The 18010-nt window shown below is 53.1% G+C and carries 19 protein-coding genes and 1 other annotated feature; of the genes, 9 read left to right on the top strand and 10 right to left on the bottom strand.

What is annotated here, in order from left to right:
- Positions 1-96: 96 nt before the first annotated feature.
- From ymiC to topA, 5 genes are all read right to left on the bottom strand, one after another.
- Positions 97-195, bottom strand: a complete 99-nt coding sequence (gene ymiC, locus ACW9E7_RS10685) for a small membrane protein YmiC (protein WP_032623144.1) — start codon at positions 193-195, stop codon at positions 97-99.
- A 138-nt stretch (positions 196-333) separates the two neighbouring features.
- Positions 334-504 carry a hypothetical protein gene (locus ACW9E7_RS10690; protein ID WP_032656727.1) on the bottom strand — a complete coding sequence of 57 codons (171 nt, stop codon included), beginning with the start codon at positions 502-504 and terminating at the stop codon, positions 334-336.
- Between the two features lie 2 nt (positions 505-506).
- Complete coding sequence (locus ACW9E7_RS10695; RefSeq protein WP_213327741.1) at positions 507-647, bottom strand: YmiA family putative membrane protein; 141 nt, start codon at positions 645-647, stop codon at positions 507-509.
- A 338-nt stretch (positions 648-985) separates the two neighbouring features.
- Positions 986-1960 (bottom strand): HTH-type transcriptional regulator CysB, encoded by a 975-nt coding sequence (gene cysB / locus ACW9E7_RS10700; RefSeq protein ID WP_008502814.1) that lies wholly within the window; start codon positions 1958-1960, stop codon positions 986-988.
- 187 nt (positions 1961-2147) lie between these two features.
- A complete protein-coding gene (gene topA, locus ACW9E7_RS10705) occupies positions 2148-4745 on the bottom strand; it encodes a type I DNA topoisomerase (RefSeq protein WP_143345209.1) in 2598 nt (865 codons plus the stop codon).
- Positions 4746-5144: 399 nt separating this feature from the next.
- Here topA and ACW9E7_RS10710 point away from each other — a divergent pair, with 399 nt between their 5' ends.
- Positions 5145-5396 carry a YciN family protein gene (locus ACW9E7_RS10710; protein WP_003856804.1) on the top strand — a complete coding sequence of 84 codons (252 nt, stop codon included), beginning with the start codon at positions 5145-5147 and terminating at the stop codon, positions 5394-5396.
- 34 nt (positions 5397-5430) lie between these two features.
- Here ACW9E7_RS10710 and sohB read toward each other — a convergent pair whose 3' ends face one another.
- On the bottom strand, positions 5431-6477 hold the full coding sequence (gene sohB / locus ACW9E7_RS10715; protein WP_458727759.1) for a protease SohB: 1047 nt from the start codon (positions 6475-6477) through the stop codon (positions 5431-5433).
- Between the two features lie 251 nt (positions 6478-6728).
- Between sohB and ACW9E7_RS10720 the strand changes: the two genes are divergently transcribed.
- Together ACW9E7_RS10720 and cobO are read left to right on the top strand one after the other, a co-directional pair.
- Complete coding sequence (locus tag ACW9E7_RS10720; RefSeq protein WP_458727760.1) at positions 6729-7490, top strand: YciK family oxidoreductase; 762 nt, start codon at positions 6729-6731, stop codon at positions 7488-7490.
- Positions 7487-8077, top strand: coding sequence for a cob(I)yrinic acid a,c-diamide adenosyltransferase (cobO, locus tag ACW9E7_RS10725; RefSeq protein ID WP_045908891.1), 591 nt, complete (start codon positions 7487-7489; stop codon positions 8075-8077). The genes ACW9E7_RS10720 and cobO overlap by 4 nt, the downstream gene beginning before the upstream one ends.
- A 35-nt stretch (positions 8078-8112) precedes the next feature.
- On the opposite strand, the gene rluB is transcribed toward cobO, so the two are convergent.
- Complete coding sequence (rluB, locus tag ACW9E7_RS10730) at positions 8113-8988, bottom strand: 23S rRNA pseudouridine(2605) synthase RluB (protein WP_023312076.1); 876 nt, start codon at positions 8986-8988, stop codon at positions 8113-8115.
- A gap of 372 nt (positions 8989-9360) precedes the next feature.
- Between rluB and ACW9E7_RS10735 the strand changes: the two genes are divergently transcribed.
- Genes ACW9E7_RS10735 through ACW9E7_RS10745 form a run of 3 tightly spaced genes read left to right on the top strand, consistent with a single transcriptional unit; the run spans position 9361 to position 11223 of the window.
- Entirely contained in the window at positions 9361-9834 is a 474-nt protein-coding gene (locus tag ACW9E7_RS10735) for a PAAR domain-containing protein (RefSeq protein WP_133294577.1), read from the top strand.
- Positions 9834-10967, top strand: a complete 1134-nt coding sequence (locus ACW9E7_RS10740) for a PAAR domain-containing protein (protein ID WP_133294578.1) — start codon at positions 9834-9836, stop codon at positions 10965-10967. Before ACW9E7_RS10735 ends, ACW9E7_RS10740 begins: the two co-directional genes overlap by 1 nt.
- Positions 10951-11223 carry a hypothetical protein gene (locus tag ACW9E7_RS10745; RefSeq protein WP_133294579.1) on the top strand — a complete coding sequence of 91 codons (273 nt, stop codon included), beginning with the start codon at positions 10951-10953 and terminating at the stop codon, positions 11221-11223. Before ACW9E7_RS10740 ends, ACW9E7_RS10745 begins: the two co-directional genes overlap by 17 nt.
- Before the next feature lie 50 nt (positions 11224-11273).
- Here ACW9E7_RS10745 and ACW9E7_RS10750 read toward each other — a convergent pair whose 3' ends face one another.
- The 3 genes from ACW9E7_RS10750 to rnm form a co-directional block, all read right to left on the bottom strand.
- Entirely contained in the window at positions 11274-12914 is a 1641-nt protein-coding gene (locus ACW9E7_RS10750; RefSeq protein ID WP_458727761.1) for a tyrosine-type recombinase/integrase, read from the bottom strand.
- Positions 12915-13074: 160 nt separating this feature from the next.
- A complete protein-coding gene (locus tag ACW9E7_RS10755; RefSeq protein ID WP_003856793.1) occupies positions 13075-13695 on the bottom strand; it encodes an L-threonylcarbamoyladenylate synthase in 621 nt (206 codons plus the stop codon).
- Positions 13692-14573, bottom strand: a complete 882-nt coding sequence (gene rnm / locus ACW9E7_RS10760; protein WP_133294581.1) for an RNase RNM — start codon at positions 14571-14573, stop codon at positions 13692-13694. The genes ACW9E7_RS10755 and rnm overlap by 4 nt, the downstream gene beginning before the upstream one ends.
- Before the next feature lie 139 nt (positions 14574-14712).
- On the opposite strand from rnm, the gene trpL reads away from it, so the two are divergent.
- The 3 genes from trpL (at position 14713) to trpD (ending at position 18009) form a co-directional block, all read left to right on the top strand.
- Complete coding sequence (trpL, locus tag ACW9E7_RS10765; protein ID WP_106993556.1) at positions 14713-14757, top strand: trp operon leader peptide; 45 nt, start codon at positions 14713-14715, stop codon at positions 14755-14757.
- Positions 14734-14828: a sequence feature (Trp leader region), on the top strand. Its footprint overlaps the gene before it by 24 nt.
- 23 nt (positions 14829-14851) lie before the next feature.
- Positions 14852-16414 (top strand): anthranilate synthase component 1, encoded by a 1563-nt coding sequence (locus tag ACW9E7_RS10770; RefSeq protein ID WP_136194979.1) that lies wholly within the window; start codon positions 14852-14854, stop codon positions 16412-16414.
- A complete protein-coding gene (gene trpD / locus ACW9E7_RS10775; RefSeq protein ID WP_111965943.1) occupies positions 16414-18009 on the top strand; it encodes a bifunctional anthranilate synthase glutamate amidotransferase component TrpG/anthranilate phosphoribosyltransferase TrpD in 1596 nt (531 codons plus the stop codon). The genes ACW9E7_RS10770 and trpD overlap by 1 nt, the downstream gene beginning before the upstream one ends.
- The last annotated feature ends 1 nt before the right edge of the window (position 18010 follow it).

Genomic DNA, 18010 nt, shown 5'->3' on the forward strand with positions numbered 1-18010 from the left:
GATGTCGTAACGTTTTGATAACAACCCAAATTGATAAATTTAGGATTGGTCCCTGACAGGAAAACAAAAAACCCCGCCGTAGCGAGGTTTTACAATTTAGTGGAGGGCCAACCAGATGAGCTGACTCCAGAACAGAATCGACACGGTAAAAACGCCGATCCATGACCAGTATTTGTGAGACGTCATGTTATTCATCATAGGGAAACCAGGCATTATTTATAAAAAGTTCCGAGGTTTGTCCTCAGTGCTATATTGCTGATGTGTATTTATTAAAGAGTACAAAAGTGCAGAGTCGATATTCAGACTATTTGCATCATTACGCAATAAACTAAATTATTGTTTTTTGGGTTCGTCTTCTGCGAACACATCAATAAACGCCTGCTGCTGCGGCGTCAGTTTCCAGGACGCGGGTACAACAGTCGCAGGTGCTTTACGCCCTCTGTGGCCGTTGTCACGATGCTGACACATCTGTTTTACCGTTTCTGTACGTACCGTCACTGCCATATTCAACCCCAATATTTCCAGGCCAGGAGAGCAACCACCACCCAAAACAGGGTAGAGACGAGAAAGACCGCCAGCCAGGCTTTACGCTTGAGCGCAGGATCCCTTTGCGGTTCTTCACTTCCTGAAGGCATTGCTAACCTCATACAATCGACATCGCTTATCATTTAGGACCAAACAATTGGTACAATTAATCATCTGTTGAGATAAATCCTAAAGAAACTTTAGCCGAAAAGCCAGTGAATTTACGCACCGGAAGGTATGAAATATTCATTCTTTTGACCAGAAATAAATAATTGAAAAGAAAAATTTGCGAAGGCGTTAATTAGTTTCTACTTTTGTCGTCAATTCGCGACATTATAACCTTACTGATTAAATGGATAATGACATTATATGACAGGGGATACGCAGATGATGATAATTCTAATTTAGCTTTGAGGCGTTATTTCGGTATCTTTCCCTTAGGGAAAGATACCGGGTGTGATTATTTTTCGGGGAGTTTGATGTCTTTAAACATCTCTTCAATATCTTCATTTGAGCGTAATGCAACGGCGGTATCAACAACGTCACGCGTTAAATGAGGGGCAAAGCGCTGAATAAAATCATACATATAGCTGCGCAGGAAGGTGCTACGACGGAAGCCAATCTTAGTGGTGCTATGACTGAAAACATCGTGCGCATCAAGACGCACCAGGTCAGGGTCTGACACCGGGTCCACCGCCATGCTGGCAATAACACCCACCCCCAGACCAAGCCGCACATAGGTCTTAATCACGTCGGCATCCGTCGCGGTAAAGACAATGCGCGGCGTTAACCCTGCCCGGTTAAAGGCCGTATCAAGCTCGGAGCGTCCGGTAAAGCCAAACGTATACGTCACCAGGGGATATTGGGCCAGCTCTTCGATAGTGACCGACCCTTTACCTGCCAGTGGGTGATCGGGGGTCACCACGATAGAACGGTTCCAGTGGTAGCACGGGAGCATCACCAGATCGTCATAGAGGTGAAGCGCTTCGGTGGCGATGGCAAAGTCTGCATTCCCCTTGGAAACGGCTTCAGCGATTTGTGTTGGCGACCCCTGGTGCATATGCAGAGAGACGCGAGGATAACGCTCTATAAAGCCTTTGATGACGCCGGGTAACGCATAGCGCGCCTGAGTATGCGTCGTGGCAATATACAGCGAGCCTTTATCCGGCCAGGTATGCTCCCCCGCCACAGACTTGATCGCATCGACTTTAGAGAGAACTTCCCGCGCAATGCGGATGATTTCCTGCCCCGCAGGCGTCACCTGGGTAAGATGCTTACCGCTGCGGGCAAATATCTGGATACCTAGTTCATCCTCCAGCATACGAACTTGTTTGCTGATGCCCGGTTGCGAGGTATACAACCCCTCGGCGGTAGAAGAGACGTTAAGGTTATGATTCACCACCTCAACGATATAACGAAGCTGCTGTAATTTCATGCCAGACCATCCGATTTAGCGCATGCGGTCAATCGCTTAAGACGATTTAATAATAAGAAACAGGTTAACTATAACCACTATATCATTTATAGCCTGACTGTATAGTACGGAACAAAAAATAATAACAAGGCAATAAAAAAGGGCCGGAAATCCGGCCCTTTCACAGGTAAGTTACGGTTAGGGAAGATTATTTCTTGCCTTCAACCCATTTGCCATCGACAAAGAAGGCTGACCATCCGGTCGCTTTACCCTCTTTCTCTGCCGCAACATACTGCTGCTTGGTTTTACGGCTAAACCGCACCACGGTTTTGTTGCCTTCCGGATCCTGCTGTGGCGCGTCGGCCAGATAACGCAGTTTCTCAGGCAGACGATCGCGGAAGCGATGCAGCTCTTCCACCAGCGGCGCGCGCGTTTCACGCGATTTCGGGAAGGTGTTGGCGGCGAGGAAGACACCCGCAGCGCCGTCACGCAGCACGAAGTACGCGTCGGATTTCTCACAAGGCAGCTCTGGCAGCGGAACCGGATCTTCCTTCGGCGGAGCCACTTCACCGTTACGCAGAATTTTGCGCGTGTTTTTACACTCGTCGTTGGTACACGCCATGTACTTACCGAAGCGCCCCATTTTCAGGTGCATTTCAGAACCGCACTTCTCGCACTCAACGATCGGGCCATCATAGCCCTTAATGCGGAACTCACCTTCTTCGATCTCATATCCGTCGCAGGTCGGGTTATTACCGCAGACGTGCAGTTTACGCTTAGGATCGATCAGGTAGCTGTCCATCGCCGTGCCGCATTTCTGACAGCGACGCTTGGCGCGCAGCGCGTTGGTTTCTGCATCGTCACCTTCCAGCACGTTGAGCACTTCGTTCTCAGGCACCAGGTTGATGGTGGTTTTGCAGCGCTCTTTTGGCGACAGCGCGTAGCCGGAGCAGCCAAGGAAGACGCCCGTGGTTGCGGTGCGGATCCCCATCTTGCGGCCGCAGGTTGGGCAGTCGATGCTGGTCAGAACCATCTGGTTAGGCAGCATGCCGCCCTCTTCAGGATCTTTCTCCGCTTTTTCAAGCTGGTCGGTAAAGTCGCTGAAGAAGCTGTCGAGTACCTTTTTCCATTCCGCCTGATGGCTGGCAACCTGGTCGAGGCTGTCTTCCATTTGCGCGGTGAAATCGTAGTTCATCAACTCGCGGAAGTTAGCTTCCAGACGGTCGGTGACGATCTCACCCATTTTTTCCGCATAGAAACGGCGGTTTTCAACGCGCACGTAGCCACGGTCCTGAATCGTCGAAATGATGGACGCGTAGGTCGAAGGACGACCAATACCGCGTTTTTCCAGCTCTTTCACCAGGGACGCTTCACTGAAGCGCGCAGGCGGCTTGGTGAAGTGCTGGGCAGGCACGAGGTCAACCAGCGAGAGTGCATCCCCTTTGTTCACTGCCGGCAGCGTTCGGTCTTCATCGCCTTTACGCAGCGCAGGCATCACTTTCGTCCAGCCGTCAAAACGCAGGATACGACCGCGAGCTTTAAGACGGAACTCACCCGCGCCTACGGTCAGCGTGGTGGAGTCGTACTGCGCTGGCGTCATCTGGCACGCCACGAACTGGCGCCAGATCAGCTGATACAGCTTCTGCGCGTCGGCTTCCATATCCTTCAGCGATTCAGCCAGGACAGAGACATCAGAAGGACGAATCGCTTCGTGCGCTTCCTGAGAGTTCTCTTTGCTGGCAAACTGGTTAGCGCTCTCCGGCAGGTATTTCTTACCGAAGTTGTCGCTGATGTAGCCACGCACCATATTGACCGCGTCCTGGCTCAGGTTGGTCGAGTCGGTACGCATGTAGGTGATGTAGCCCGCTTCATACAGACGCTGGGCCATCATCATGGTCTTCTTCACGCCATAACCCAGACGCGTGCTTGCAGCCTGTTGCAGGGTGGAGGTGATAAACGGCGCACCAGGCTTACTGCTGGTCGGTTTGTCTTCACGTTCCAGCACCTGATAGCGTGCCTTTTCAAGCAGCGCCACGGCGGCCATAGTCTGGTCGCGGTTTTCTGGACGGAAAGGCTTATCGTTCTGATGGCTGACCTGCAGCGGCAGAGCGTCACCGCCCGGCGTGGTCACATTGGCGTCAACTTCCCAGAACTCTTCCGGGACGAAGGCTTTAATCTCGCGCTCACGCTCAACGACCAGACGCACGGCGACGGATTGCACACGCCCTGCGGACAGGCCACGGGCAATCTTCTTCCACAGCAGTGGAGAAACCATGTAGCCCACAACGCGGTCCATAAAGCGACGTGCCTGCTGGGCGTTTACACGGTCAATATTCAGTTCGCCCGGCTTCTCAAACGCCTGACGAATCGCATTCTTCGTAATTTCGTTAAACACTACACGGCTGTAGCGTTTGTCATCACCACCAATCACTTCCCGCAGGTGCCACGCAATGGCTTCCCCTTCGCGGTCAAGGTCGGTTGCGAGATAGATGTGGTCTGCTTTTTCAGCAAGCTGCTTCAGCTCGTTAACGACTTTTTCTTTCCCTGGAAGCACTTCATATTGTGCATCCCAGTTATGCCATGGGTTAACACCCATGCGGTTGACAAGCGCGCTACGTTCATCCTTTTTAGGCTTTTTAGCCCCTTTGGTGGAGGTAGAGTCTGCGCTCTTTTTGCTGGCTGAGCCACTGGTCGGCAAATCGCGGATATGACCCACGCTGGACTTAACCACGTAGTCATTACCCAGATACTTATTGATCGTTTTGGCTTTTGCCGGGGACTCAACGATGACGAGAGCTTTACCCATATTCACCTTTACCTAATTTAATTCTTCCAGGAATACGCCGCACGTTGATTTCCCTTCCGCTGACGACGAGCCAATGATATTGCGACTGCGTCAGGAGATATCAACCCCTTTGTCTTACCGGGCGTTAAAGAAAAGACGCCCAGGTGATTGAGTTCTCGGGTATTTTTCTCACATCTCGTGTAATTCGTGACGAATTCCCGGTTGAATGTCAAGCAATTCTGTTGCCAGAATGACGAAAGCGCACACTCTACCTGATAAAATTCGTTACGCAACTTTATTAGCATGCAAAAGCAAATCCCGCCAGCCAGGCCCCTGCAGCTTATCCCCTCACATTACAGGGAAAATTTGCCCCCAAAGCGCCCCCGGCGTAGACTATTGTCACTGTTTAAGGAGTGGATTATGCAGAATACGACCCAACCTATTGACCGAGCCTCTCTGCTTATCGAAGCAAACAAGCTTATCCGTGACCATGAAGATACGCTGGCGGGTATTGAAGCCACCGGCGTAGAACAGCGTAATGGGGTGCTGGTTTTCAGCGGCGAATACTTCCTTGACGAACAGGGGTTGCCGACCCCGAAAAGCACCGCCGTGTTTAACATGTTTAAATATCTGGCGCATACGCTTTCAGAGAAATATCACCTGGTCGATTAACGCAAAACGCGAGGCATGTGCCTCGCGTTTTTGTTTACAACAGCGGTTTTTGTCCGCGCTGTAGCCAGCGCAGCAGCAGGCGGTCAGCACTTTCTGCCGCACTGTTGGTAAAGCGGTCCATCAGTCGCTTGCGCTGAGCAAAGCGGACGCCTACCAGTTCCCTACCTTCCATCAGGTTGAGCAGCAGATCGTCGCTGGTTCCGACTTCATCTACCAGCCCTTTCTCCTGCGCCTGAACGCCGTACCAGTGCTCACCCGTCGCGACCAGCTCAATGTCCAGCGTCGGGCGCATACGGTGTACAAAATCTTTAAAGAGATGATGCGTTTCGTTGAGATCCTCACGGAATTTTTGACGCCCTTCCTCCGTGTTTTCCCCCAGCAGCGTCAGGGTGCGTTTGTACTGACCCGCCGTGTGAAGTTCGATATCAATCTCTTTGTTTTTCAGGAAGCGGTTAAAGTTCGGGATCTGTGCGACCACGCCGATCGAGCCGATAATGGAGAACGGCGCGGCAACAATTTTGTCCGCCACACAGGCCATCATGTAGCCCCCGCTGGCAGCCACTTTATCCACGGCCACGGTCAGCGGGATCTGTTTTTCACGCAGGCGCTGTAGCTGTGAGGCGGCCAGCCCGTAACCGTGAACCACCCCGCCCGGGCTTTCAAGACGCACGACAACTTGATCCTGCGGTGTCGCCACGGCCAGAACGGCAGTCACCTCCTCCCGCAAAGAGGACACTTCATGCGCATCCATACTGCCTCTAAAATCGAGCACATAGACACGTGGCGTGGCCTTATCCTGCGGCGCGTTCAGCTTTGCTTTTGCCTTTGCCGCTTTGGCTTCCTGTTTATGCTTTTTCTTCTGCGCTTTCAGCCAGAGTTTCTGTTGATGACTATCCAGCAGCGCCAGAGACATCTCTTCCTGCATCTCTTTATACTGCTCGCTCAGGCGGGTGATGCGTAACTCCCCACGCTGACGCTTGCGCTGCGTCAGGTTGACAATCAGAACGGCAACTACCGCAATGGCAACCACCACCGTCGCGATTTTGGCCAAAAACAACCCATATTGAGAAAGTAATTCCACGCGTTCCACCTTGATTTAACCACGAATCTTTCACGGCAGTGTACAACAGCCCTGCCCATGCGTCTCGCTCGTGACATTACCTCTGCGAGCCGCCTTCAGGAATCCCCGGGCTGGTCTTTAAATATTTGCAAATTGTTAATTTTACAGTAATGCGTCCTGTAGACTGATTGAATTATCAGGCGAATTCGGGCATAAAGCCGAAAAGTCATCACAAAGGCGCCATTGCGTCACTGGTCGCCTGAGGAGTCACCGTGCATTATCAACCGCAAAAAAATCTGCTGCAAAACCGGATTATTCTTGTCACCGGTGCCAGCGACGGGATTGGTCGCGAGGCGGCCCTGACATACGCCGAATATGGCGCGAACGTCATTCTGATTGGGCGCAACGAAGAAAAACTGAAAAGCGTCGCTCAGGAGATTGAGTCGGTATCTGGTACGCCAGCCCCGTGGTATACCCTCGATTTACTGACCTGCACGCCCGCAGTGTGCCAGGAATTAGCCCAGCGCATTAGCGCTCACTATCCGAGACTCGACGGCGTACTTCATAACGCCGGCTTGTTAGGTGAAGTGCGTCCGATGGATGAACAGGATCCTGATATCTGGCAGCAGGTGATGCAGGTCAACGTCAACGGCACGTTTTTCCTTACGCAGGCATTGCTTCCTTTATTACTCAAATCCGAGTCAGGGTCTCTGGTCTTTACCTCTTCCAGCGTTGGTCGTGAAGGACGCGCATACTGGGGAGCCTATGCCGTATCCAAATTCGCGACCGAAGGCATGATGCAGGTACTGGCGGAGGAGTATCAAAGCCGCCATCTGCGCGTAAACTGCATTAACCCGGGTGGTACGCGTACCAAAATGCGCGCCAGCGCGTTCCCGAGCGAAGATCCGCAGAAGCTGAAAACCCCGGCAGACATTATGCCGCTCTATCTCTGGCTGATGGGCGACGACAGCCGCCGCAAAACCGGGATGACCTTCGACGCCCAGCCGGGCCGTAAACCAGGAATTTCGCAATGAGTGAAGAACGTCATCAGCAGCGCCAGCAGCGTCTGAAAGAACAGGTCGATGCGCGCGTCGCGGCAGCACAGGACGAGCGAGGGATCGTCATCGTCTTTACCGGCAACGGCAAAGGCAAAACCACCGCCGCGTTTGGCACCGCTACCCGCGCCGTCGGCCACGGGCAGAAGGTCGGCGTTATCCAGTTTATTAAAGGTGAGTGGCCTAACGGCGAGCGTAATCTGCTTGAGCCCCACGGGGTTGAGTTTCAGGTGATGGCGACCGGATTTACGTGGGACACCCAGAATCGTGAAACCGACACCGCCGCCTGTCTGGCCGTCTGGGAGCACGCTAAAAGAATGCTGGCCGATCCTTCACTCAATATGGTTCTGCTGGATGAGATCACCTATATGGTCGCCTACGACTATTTGCCGCTGGAAGACGTGCTTAATGCACTGAAAGACCGTCCCGCCCATCAGACGGTCATCATCACGGGCCGCGGGTGTCATCGGGATATTCTGGAGCTGGCAGATACCGTCAGCGAGCTGCGTCCGGTTAAACATGCGTTTGATGCGGGCATCAAAGCGCAAATTGGGATTGATTACTAAAGAAAAAAGCCCGGTGACTTCACCGGGCTTTTACGTTAACCGTTGTTATTACGGCTGCCGGAGCGGCGGCTGCTGCTCACCTGGCTGTGACGCTTCACCGCACGGCGAATCTGGTTCGCCTTCATGCGGCGACGATCTTTCTCCACCGCCACTTTAGAGGTGGTTTCCGGCGTCAGGCCGACCAGCTCGCGCAGGTAGTTGGTTTGGGTCAGATCCAGTTCGGTATAACCCCCACGCGGCAAACCTTTCGGCAGCAGGATGTCGCCGTAGCGGACGCGGATCAGGCGGCTAACCTGCACGCCTACCGCTTCCCAGAGACGACGCACTTCGCGGTTGCGGCCTTCGGTCAGGGTCACGTTGTACCACTGGTTAATGCCTTCCCCACCGGTAAACTTGATGGTTTTGAACGCCGCAGGACCGTCTTCCAGCTGAACGCCACGCGAGAGATCGCGCAGTTTATTCTCATCAACCTGGCCGAACACGCGCACCGCGTATTCACGTTCCACTTCACGGCTTGGATGCATCAGACGGTTTGCCAGTTCACCATCGGTGGTAAACAGCAGCAGACCGCAGGTATTCACGTCCAGACGACCAACGGCAATCCAGCGAGCGCCACGCAGTTTAGGCAGACGGTCAAACACCGTCGGGCGACCTTCCGGGTCATTGCGGGTACACAGCTCGCCTTCCGGCTTGTAGTAAGCCAGCACGCGGCAGATTTGTTCAGCGGACTCTTTCACGGAGATAAGATGACCGTCGATACGGATCTTCAGCCCCGGTACGATTTCTACGCGGTCACCCAGCGTGGCGATTTTACCGTCCACACTCACGCGGCCCGCTTCAATAATGGCTTCGATTTCACGGCGTGAACCGTGGCCGGCACGCGCCAGCACTTTCTGTAACTTCTCGCTCATTGAGCTTCCTCAGGTGTCGCCTTCACAGGCGTCGAACAGGCACTAACAAATCTATATAAATCAATGCGTTAGCATATATTACTGAATGCCATTATACGCGATGTTCACCACGTTGTAACCTACTTTGTTGTACAGCGTGTTCACCACTTAAAACTTTGCCTATGATTAAGTTTTAAACAAAAAAAGGGGCGTAACCGTCACGATCAGACCGTCCGAACAGTGCAAATACACCAGGACATTCGAGGAGGATCAACTCCCTCTTTACTGCTTGTAACGAATTTCAGTTTCACTTAAGTCTAATACTTGTTGCGCATGTGGTTATTGTTTGTAAAATGACCACGATGATTGTTTCCATAACAAGTAGAGGGACTTATGCAGCAATACACCAACGAGATCATGCCTGAACTCCGGGAATCCTCTTCACAGCCACCCTATGACGAGGAGCTTTTGTCACTTTGCGACGACAAAACCCGGAAAGAACTTGAAGAAATAAATGAACAGTATTTAAGCCGCCCGTTAGCTCACATTTTCCGGTTTGCAGTCGTTGGAAGTCTGACCCGTCGCGGCGGGGTCATTCGCCACGCTTCAGGCAGTGCGACTACAGGAGGGCTACAAGTTGCTCGGGTTGGTGACAAGGTTGTATATGCTGATGGCAGCGAGGCCACTATTATTTCCGGTGCTGGCAAGGCCCGAATCATGCAGGGCGCATCCGCTGCACTCGTTGGCAGTATGCTTGATAATGGCGACGAAATAATCTCAACACCACAATCCAGAAGCAGGCTGGTATTCCGTGAAGGTGACACACTCCCGGAAGGATTCCTGACCATGCCAGAGAGTAAGCACTAATGGGAGTCAAAGGTTACTTTCTGTTTAGAGGTGATAAGACTGTTTGCGGCGGAAAAATCCTTGAAGGATGTACCGATCATCAGTTTTTCGATAAAGACATGGCTTGCGAAGGTCATAAAGTGACCTGCGGCAAACATCCTGGATATTACCGTATTTGCGGCGGGCTTGAAGACGACATACATGGTAAAAGGATAGCCGGAACGCTACACAGCTTTAGCTCCTGCCCATGCAAATCGAAATTTGTTCCATCAAACTGGGATGATGATTATGAGCTTGGTGGAGAACCAACAGTAACGCACATCGATCTATCTCATCTCGTCGCGATGCCTGTGCTTCCGGGACCTATTGCAGATCCTAAAACTGATAACTTTGCTGACACCTGCAAGCCAGAAAATAACCCGCTATTGAACGGCGTTTACCTCTGGACTGAAACCACGGACGCAGGACATGCGTTCGTTTCCGTACATCAAGACAATTCGATTTATCTCTATACCTATGGTCGCTACGGCAGAACGGGCCCAGGGAATTTAACTGGTGATGGAATTTTAAACTTTCTGCAAGGTGAAGATGCGAGGGTTTACTATAGAGCAGAGTTGTACCGGATGGGCGCAAGAGCGTTTCGAATAGATGATGCTGATCCGACGAAAACAAGGCAGTTCTTTGAAGATCTTTGGAATAAGGGTGAACCAGCGATTCGCACATCGGAAATGAAAGAAACAACCCAACGCAGAGGCCGCACAATTGATGAGTACGATGTAACAGGAAACAACTGTACCACTCACTCTGTCGAAGGGATTAAGTTTGCTGGTTCAAGGGTATTCGAGCACAACTACACATCTACTACGACGCAGATTCCTATAGAATCCGAAGAAGATTTCACAATCCCTGTCTCATTGCAACGTTATCTTGAGTCAAAAAGTTCTGACTTCTCATCAATGACAGTTGTTGAAATGACAGGCGAGTTTAAAAAAATGTATCCCAACAAGGATAATTTGCCGCGATACCAAGAGTCGCCAAAGGGTAAAGTTCAGCACATTGCAGCCGAAGCAGCGGCTACAGGCGATTCATTATCACAGTATTCCAGCGGTACTTTTGGCGGTGTATTAGGTGGATCTTATGACGTTGACGAATAGGACTAAAACCATTCTCCGATGGGGAGGGATTTGCATTGTCAGCGTAGGTTACTTCCTCGGACTGTTTGTAGCCTCGCAAGCATTCGCGGTTTTCTCTGAAAATCAGACTCTTGTCTCAAATCCTGTTCCATTGAAAGAGTATTACCAAGCGGTTGATTCACTTGGTCAAGCTACAAGCGGTGTTTTTGATGCAGCAATTTATGGTTTCGTGATCAGTGTACCTCTGATCCTACTTATCTTCAAAAAGGTGAGATGACCGCCAAAGGCTGGACTCCACCAGCCTTATTTCCCGTTGGTGAGGTAGTTTTACCAACTTATGCAATCAACCACCTGAAGTAAGTCTCTCAACGGTGGCCTATGCGTGTACCTTGCGGTGATACCTAACGATTGAGTTCTGGAGTGTCCGACGCAGAACTGCACCATTACGGGCAAGACTTTTGTCATTGCCTCTGAAATGAAAGTGTGACGAAGAGCATGGATCACCCTCTTCTGTCCAAACTCATTAAACTTTTGTATGTTGCAATGAGCCATAATGCTGTTCCATTCAAGCCCGATCTGTTCATAGGTCGGCAAATCACCGAAAACAGGATCGGAAGATTTGAGCGATTTAATACGCGCTAAAAGTAACTTTTCTAAGACTGCGTTTAGTGGTATCTGCCGTACAGCCTGATCAGTTTTGCCGCCGTCAATGAAAATATACCTGCGCCGCGTTTCCTCATCTTTTCGAATGTGCTCTTTGCGGATAGCAGCGATTTCGCCCCGGCGTGCTCCGGTATATATCAGAGTCAGAAAATAATCACGTCGCCAATCGGCGCAAGTGTTCAGATGCTTTACAAGGCGCTGCATCTCAGGTTTAGAGTAAGAGCCGCCCTTGTTTTCCGTTACCTCGTATTTGATACCTTCTGTCGGGGCTTTCTCTAAATTGTCCTTTTCATCTTTCAGGAAGTCTTTGAAGAATGAGGAGTAAATCTTGAGATGCTTTTTGACGTTGGCGCTGCTCATCAAATCCTCTTCCGGCACATCAAAATCAATGCACTCTATAAGCGTCATTTCGCAGTAAGGCTTTCTATTTCGACGAGGAAGATTTTCAATAACGGTAATAGTTTGCCGTAGGTGCTGCTTCGTGATCGCTCCGACAGGAAGATCACCGATAACATGCATCAACACATCATAGAAACGCTGGTTTTCGTTGGCGACAGTCGCCGCCCAGCCCTTTCCTTTCTCAGTGGTAAACATTTTCCATGCAACAGAGAGCAGAGGCGTAGCGTTACTTTCAGGCTCAACAGTTGGCACTACAACCTGTTTAGTTACTGGATTCTTCAACCGTTCGGCTTCTGTTAGCTTAGATTGCATCTCATCGACCAAAGTGCGATATCGAACAAGATCACCAGAATAGAAAGCATCGTAGGCTTGCTGGAGCATAGCCTGATGTAAATCAATCTGCCCCGCCACCTCGTAAGCCTGTTCTACATCACTTTGGTCAAAGGAAACCTTCTTCTTAAACAAAGTGGCAAGTAGCATTCGCGCTGTTGAATCATCGCCGCTGTACACCCTATTCAGATGAACATCCGCGCGGCCTTTCGCCTCAGTCACACTGGTAGTCGGAGAGATCGCAGCATCAGAATCAATCTGGCGCTGGAGCCGTCCAAATTCAGGCATTCGTTTAGCCTCATCAACGCCCATCCGCAACCAATCCAACAGATAAGTATCGAAATCGCGCTGAGTGGCCTCTCTGAAACCGTCAATGTGCATTTTGAACTGTTCGACGGACAGCGAACAATTTTGAACAAGGGGGATGTAAGCACTTAGACGTGACATTGTAACCTCGACCGCTTGCAATGAATCTGTGCCGAGGCTACGACGGAAAAATGTTCCGTCGGGAAGTCGAAAGTTGATGTAGTAGACGTTACCGCGCTTCGTCGTGAATCGAGGATGTCTGTTGTACACTCTGTTCCTCATTGCGTTGACCCTTTTGTTTTACATATCATAAGGTTAACGCCAACGCTTTGATTTAACATGGAAATTTAGCGCCTTCACAGGCGTCGAATCAGGTCAAAAGAGGGCCGAGCCCTGCTTTGATGGCCGCGTAGTATATCTGCTTATACCATTACAAGAAAGGCTTTACGTCACCCACGCCTTCTCGAATCACTTCCGGTGCATCTTCGGTTAAGTCGACCACGGTGGTCGGCTGCTGGCCGAGATAGCCGCCGTGAATAATTAGCTCGACCACCTTTTCCAGACGATCTTTGATCTCTTCCGGATCGGACTCGGTAAACTCGCTGCCGGGCAGCATCAGCGAGGTAGACAGCATCGGTTCGCCGAGGGTTTCCAGCAGCGCCTGCGCTATCGGGTTCGACGGCACGCGCATACCGATAGTCTTACGCTTTTCCTGCAGCAGGCGGCGCGGCACCTCTTTCGTCCCTTTCAGGATGAAGGTGTAGTTGCCCGGCGTATTGTTCTTGATCAGGCGAAACGCCACGTTATCGACGTAAGCATAGGTCGACAGCTCAGAAAGATCGCGGCACATCAGGGTAAAGTTATGGCCGTCCGGCAGCTGGCGAATGCGGCAAATGCGCTCCATCGCCCCTTTATCTTCAATTTTGCAGCCCAGCGCGTAGCCGGAATCGGTCGGGTAGACAATTACGCCGCCTTTGCGGACGATCTCCACCGCCTGGTTAATCAAACGTGGCTGCGGGTTATCCGGATGGATATAGAAAAACTGACTCATACTTCCCTCTCTTCAATTTGCTGCGGCTGTTCCCAGAGCTGCCAGACCGGCTCAACGCCAGCGGGCAGCCAGAGCTTGCGCCCCAGTTCGATCCAGGCGCAGGGCTGGTGGAAATCAGAACCCTGTGAGCCAAGCAGGCCGAACTGGCGGGCATAGGTCGCGAGCTGCGCGCGCTCGTTGGGGGCCTGCTGGCACTGGGCGACTTCCATCGCCTCGCCACCGCTTTCGGCAAAGTGCGCCAGCAGCCTTTTCAGCCATTTAGCAGAAAGATTATACCGGCCCGGATGGGCCAGCACGGCCTTACCGCCAGAATGATGAATCACATCAATAGCTTGTTTTATTGTACACCACTGTGGCGGAACGTATCCGGTTTTCCCGCGCGCCAGATATTTTTTAAAGACATCCGCCATCGTCGTGGCTTTACCCGCCTCTACCAGAAAACGGGCGAAATGACCGCGCGTGACCGCCCCGCCGTTCGCCAGCTTTTGGGCACCTTCCAGCGCGCCCGGAATATGCGCCTTTTCCAGACGCTCGCCGATCATCTCTGCGCGCTGGTTGCGGCGCGTTTTTTGTTCTTGCAAAAAGGCAGTAAGTGCCGGATGGTCTATATCGATGTTCAGGCCAACGATATGAATCTCATGGTTTTCCCAGACGGTCGAAATTTCGACACCAGACACCAGATTAAGCGCCAGCCCGCTGCGGGCGATCTCGGCGCGCGCCGCCGGTATTGCATCCGTCGTATCGTGATCGGTTATCGCCAGCGTACCGACGCGCATTTCAACGGCACGATGAACCAGGGCTTCGGGTGTCAGCAGGCCATCAGAGGCCTGAGTATGGCTGTGTAAATCATAAATAATAGCGTAGGTGGTATCGCTCAAAGCACTTCCCATAACAGGTTGGAGACATCCGAAACCATCATGATACCGACTTATATCGAAATTCTGAAATCAAGGGTTGACAACACGCTATCGAACTAGTTAACTAGTACGCAAGTTCACACGAGAAAGGTATCTGAAAATGACAGCACATTTCACTCTGCACGGTTGGTGGCGTACTTCCTGATCATCGGGCAGTGTCACGCGTCTGCGAAATGCAAACAGATACCCAGCCCGCTTCCAAGCGGGCTTTTTTTTGAACAGAAAATGAGAACAATATAATGCAAACAGCCAAACCTCATCTCGAACTGCTGACCTGCGAGGCGGCCTACCGCCACAACCCGACCGCGCTGTTTCATCAGGTGTGCGGGGCACGCCCGGCAACGCTGCTGCTGGAATCTGCGGACATCGACAGCAAGGACGATCTCAAGAGCCTGCTGCTGGTCGACAGCGCGTTGCGCATTACCGCTCTAGGTGACACTGTCACAATTAAGGCTTTGTCAGACAATGGCGCATCGCTGCTGCCGCTGCTGGATGCCGCCCTGCCGTCAGGCATTGAAAACGAACGTCATCCAGAAATGCGCATTCTGCATTTCCCGCCGGTTAGCCAGCTGCTGGATGAAGACGCGCGCCTGTGCTCCCTTTCCGTCTTTGATGCCTTCCGCCTGCTGCAGAACCTGGTCACCGTTCCACACGATGAGCGTGAAGCGATGTTCTTTGGCGGGCTGTTTGCCTACGATCTGGTCGCTGGCTTTGAAGATTTACCGGAAACCGAGCAGGGCAATCGCTGCCCGGACTATTGTTTCTATCTGGCCGAAACCCTGCTGGTGATCGACCATCAGAAACAATACACCCGCATTCAGGCCAGCCTGTTCACGCCTTCGACCGCTGAGAAAAACCGTCTTGAGCATCGCATCGCGCAGCTTCAGCAGCAGATGACGGAAGCGCCGCCTGCGCTTCCGGTGCAGCGAGTGGAAAAAATGACCTGCGATGTGAACCAGACCGACGATCAGTACGGCGCCGTGGTTCGCCAGATGCAAAAAGCGATTCGCGCCGGGGAAATTTTCCAGGTTGTACCGTCCCGCCGCTTCTCGCTGCCCTGCCCGTCTCCGCTGGCAGCCTACGACGTGCTGAAAAAGAGCAACCCGAGCCCGTACATGTTCTTTATGCAGGACAACGAATTCACGCTGTTCGGCGCCTCGCCGGAAAGCTCGCTGAAGTACGACGCCACCAGCCGCCAGATTGAAATTTACCCGATCGCCGGAACCCGTCCGCGCGGACGACGCGCCGATGGCTCGCTGGATCGCGATCTCGACAGCCGCATCGAGCTGGAAATGCGTACCGACCACAAAGAGCTCTCCGAGCATCTTATGCTGGTTGACCTGGCGCGTAACGACCTGGCACGCATTTGCACCCCGGGCAGCCGCTACGTGGCGGACCTGACCAAAGTTGACCGCTATTCGTTCGTGATGCACCTGGTTTCCCGCGTGGTCGGTGAGCTGCGCCACGACCTCGACGTCCTGCACGCCTACCGCGCCTGCATGAATATGGGCACCCTGAGCGGCGCGCCGAAAGTGCGCGCCATGCAGCTGATTGCCGCCGCCGAAGGGCGTCGTCGCGGCAGCTACGGCGGCGCGGTGGGTTACTTCACCGCCCACGGCGACCTCGATACCTGCATCGTGATCCGCTCCGCCTATGTAGAAGACGGCATTGCCACCGTCCAGGCGGGAGCCGGGATTGTTCTTGATTCCGTTCCGCAGTCTGAAGCTGACGAAACGCGCAGTAAAGCCCGAGCGGTCCTTCGCGCCATTGCTACCGCACACCATGCACAGGAGATTTTCTGATGGCTGACATTCTGCTGCTCGATAATATCGATTCCTTTACCTACAACCTGGCAGATCAGCTGCGTGCGAATGGCCATAACGTCGTTATCTATCGCAACCACGTGCCGGCCCAGACCTTGATTGACCGTCTGGCAACCATGCAAAACCCGGTGCTGATGCTCTCTCCTGGGCCTGGCGCACCGAGCGAAGCGGGCTGTATGCCGGAGCTGCTGACCCGTATGCGCGGCAAGCTGCCGATTATCGGCATCTGCCTCGGCCATCAGGCGATTGTTGAAGCCTACGGCGGCTACGTTGGCCAGGCGGGAGAGATCCTGCACGGTAAAGCGTCCAGCATTGAACATGACGGCCAGGCAATGTTTGCCGGGCTGCCGAATCCGCTCCCGGTCGCGCGCTACCACTCGCTGGTCGGCAGCAACATTCCCGCCGGGCTGACGATCAACGCCTCGTTTGAAGGGATGGTGATGGCGGTGCGTCACGACGCGGATCGCGTCTGCGGGATGCAGTTCCATCCGGAATCCATCCTGACCTCTCACGGTGCTCGCCTGCTGGAACAGACGCTCGACTGGGCGTTACAGAAGCTGGAGCAGACCAACACCCTGCAGCCGATTCTGGAAAAACTGTACCAGGCGCAGACCCTGAGCCAGCAGGAGAGCCACCAGCTCTTCTCCGCCGTGGTTCGCGGTGAGCTGAAGCCGGAACAGCTGGCGGCCGCGCTGGTGAGCATGAAGGTCCGCGGCGAAAGCCCGCAGGAGATCGCCGGTGCCGCTACGGCCCTGCTGGAAAATGCCGCCCCGTTCCCGCGCCCGGACTATCAGTTTGCCGATATCGTCGGTACCGGCGGTGATGGCAGCAACAGTATCAATATTTCAACCGCCAGCGCCTTCGTAGCGGCAGCGTGTGGTTTAAAGGTCGCGAAGCACGGTAACCGCAGCGTGTCCAGCCGGTCAGGTTCTTCCGATCTGCTCGCCGCATTCGGCATTAATCTCGATATGAACGCCGAACGTTCCCGTGAAGCGCTGGATGACCTGGGCGTCTGCTTCCTGTTTGCGCCGAAGTATCACACCGGTTTCCGCCACGCGATGCCGGTTCGTCAGCAGCTTAAAACCCGCACGCTGTTTAACGTGCTCGGCCCGCTGATCAACCCGGCGCACCCGCCGCTGGCGCTGATCGGTGTCTACAGCCCGGAGCTGGTCCTGCCGATTGCCGAGACGCTGCGCGTGCTGGGTTACCAGCGTGCCGCCGTGGTGCACAGCGGCGGAATGGACGAAGTGTCACTGCATGCGCCGACGCTGGTGGCCGAACTGCGCGACGGTGAAATCCTGAGCTACCAGCTCGAAGCCGATGACTTTGGTTTAACTCCGTATCACCAGGAAGCGCTGGCAGGCGGTACCCCGGAAGAAAACCGTGACATTCTGACGCGCTTATTACAAGGTAAGGGAGAGGTCGCTCATGAGGCCGCCGTTGCCGCCAACGTCGCCATGCTGATGCGTTTGCACGGTGAGGAAGACCTGAAGGCCAACGTTCAAAAAGTTCTGGATGTACTGCGCTCCGGTGCAGCTTACGATCGCGTTACCGCACTTGCGGCAAGAGGGTAAA

It is taken from the genome of Enterobacter sp. H2G27 (assembly GCF_054403075.1).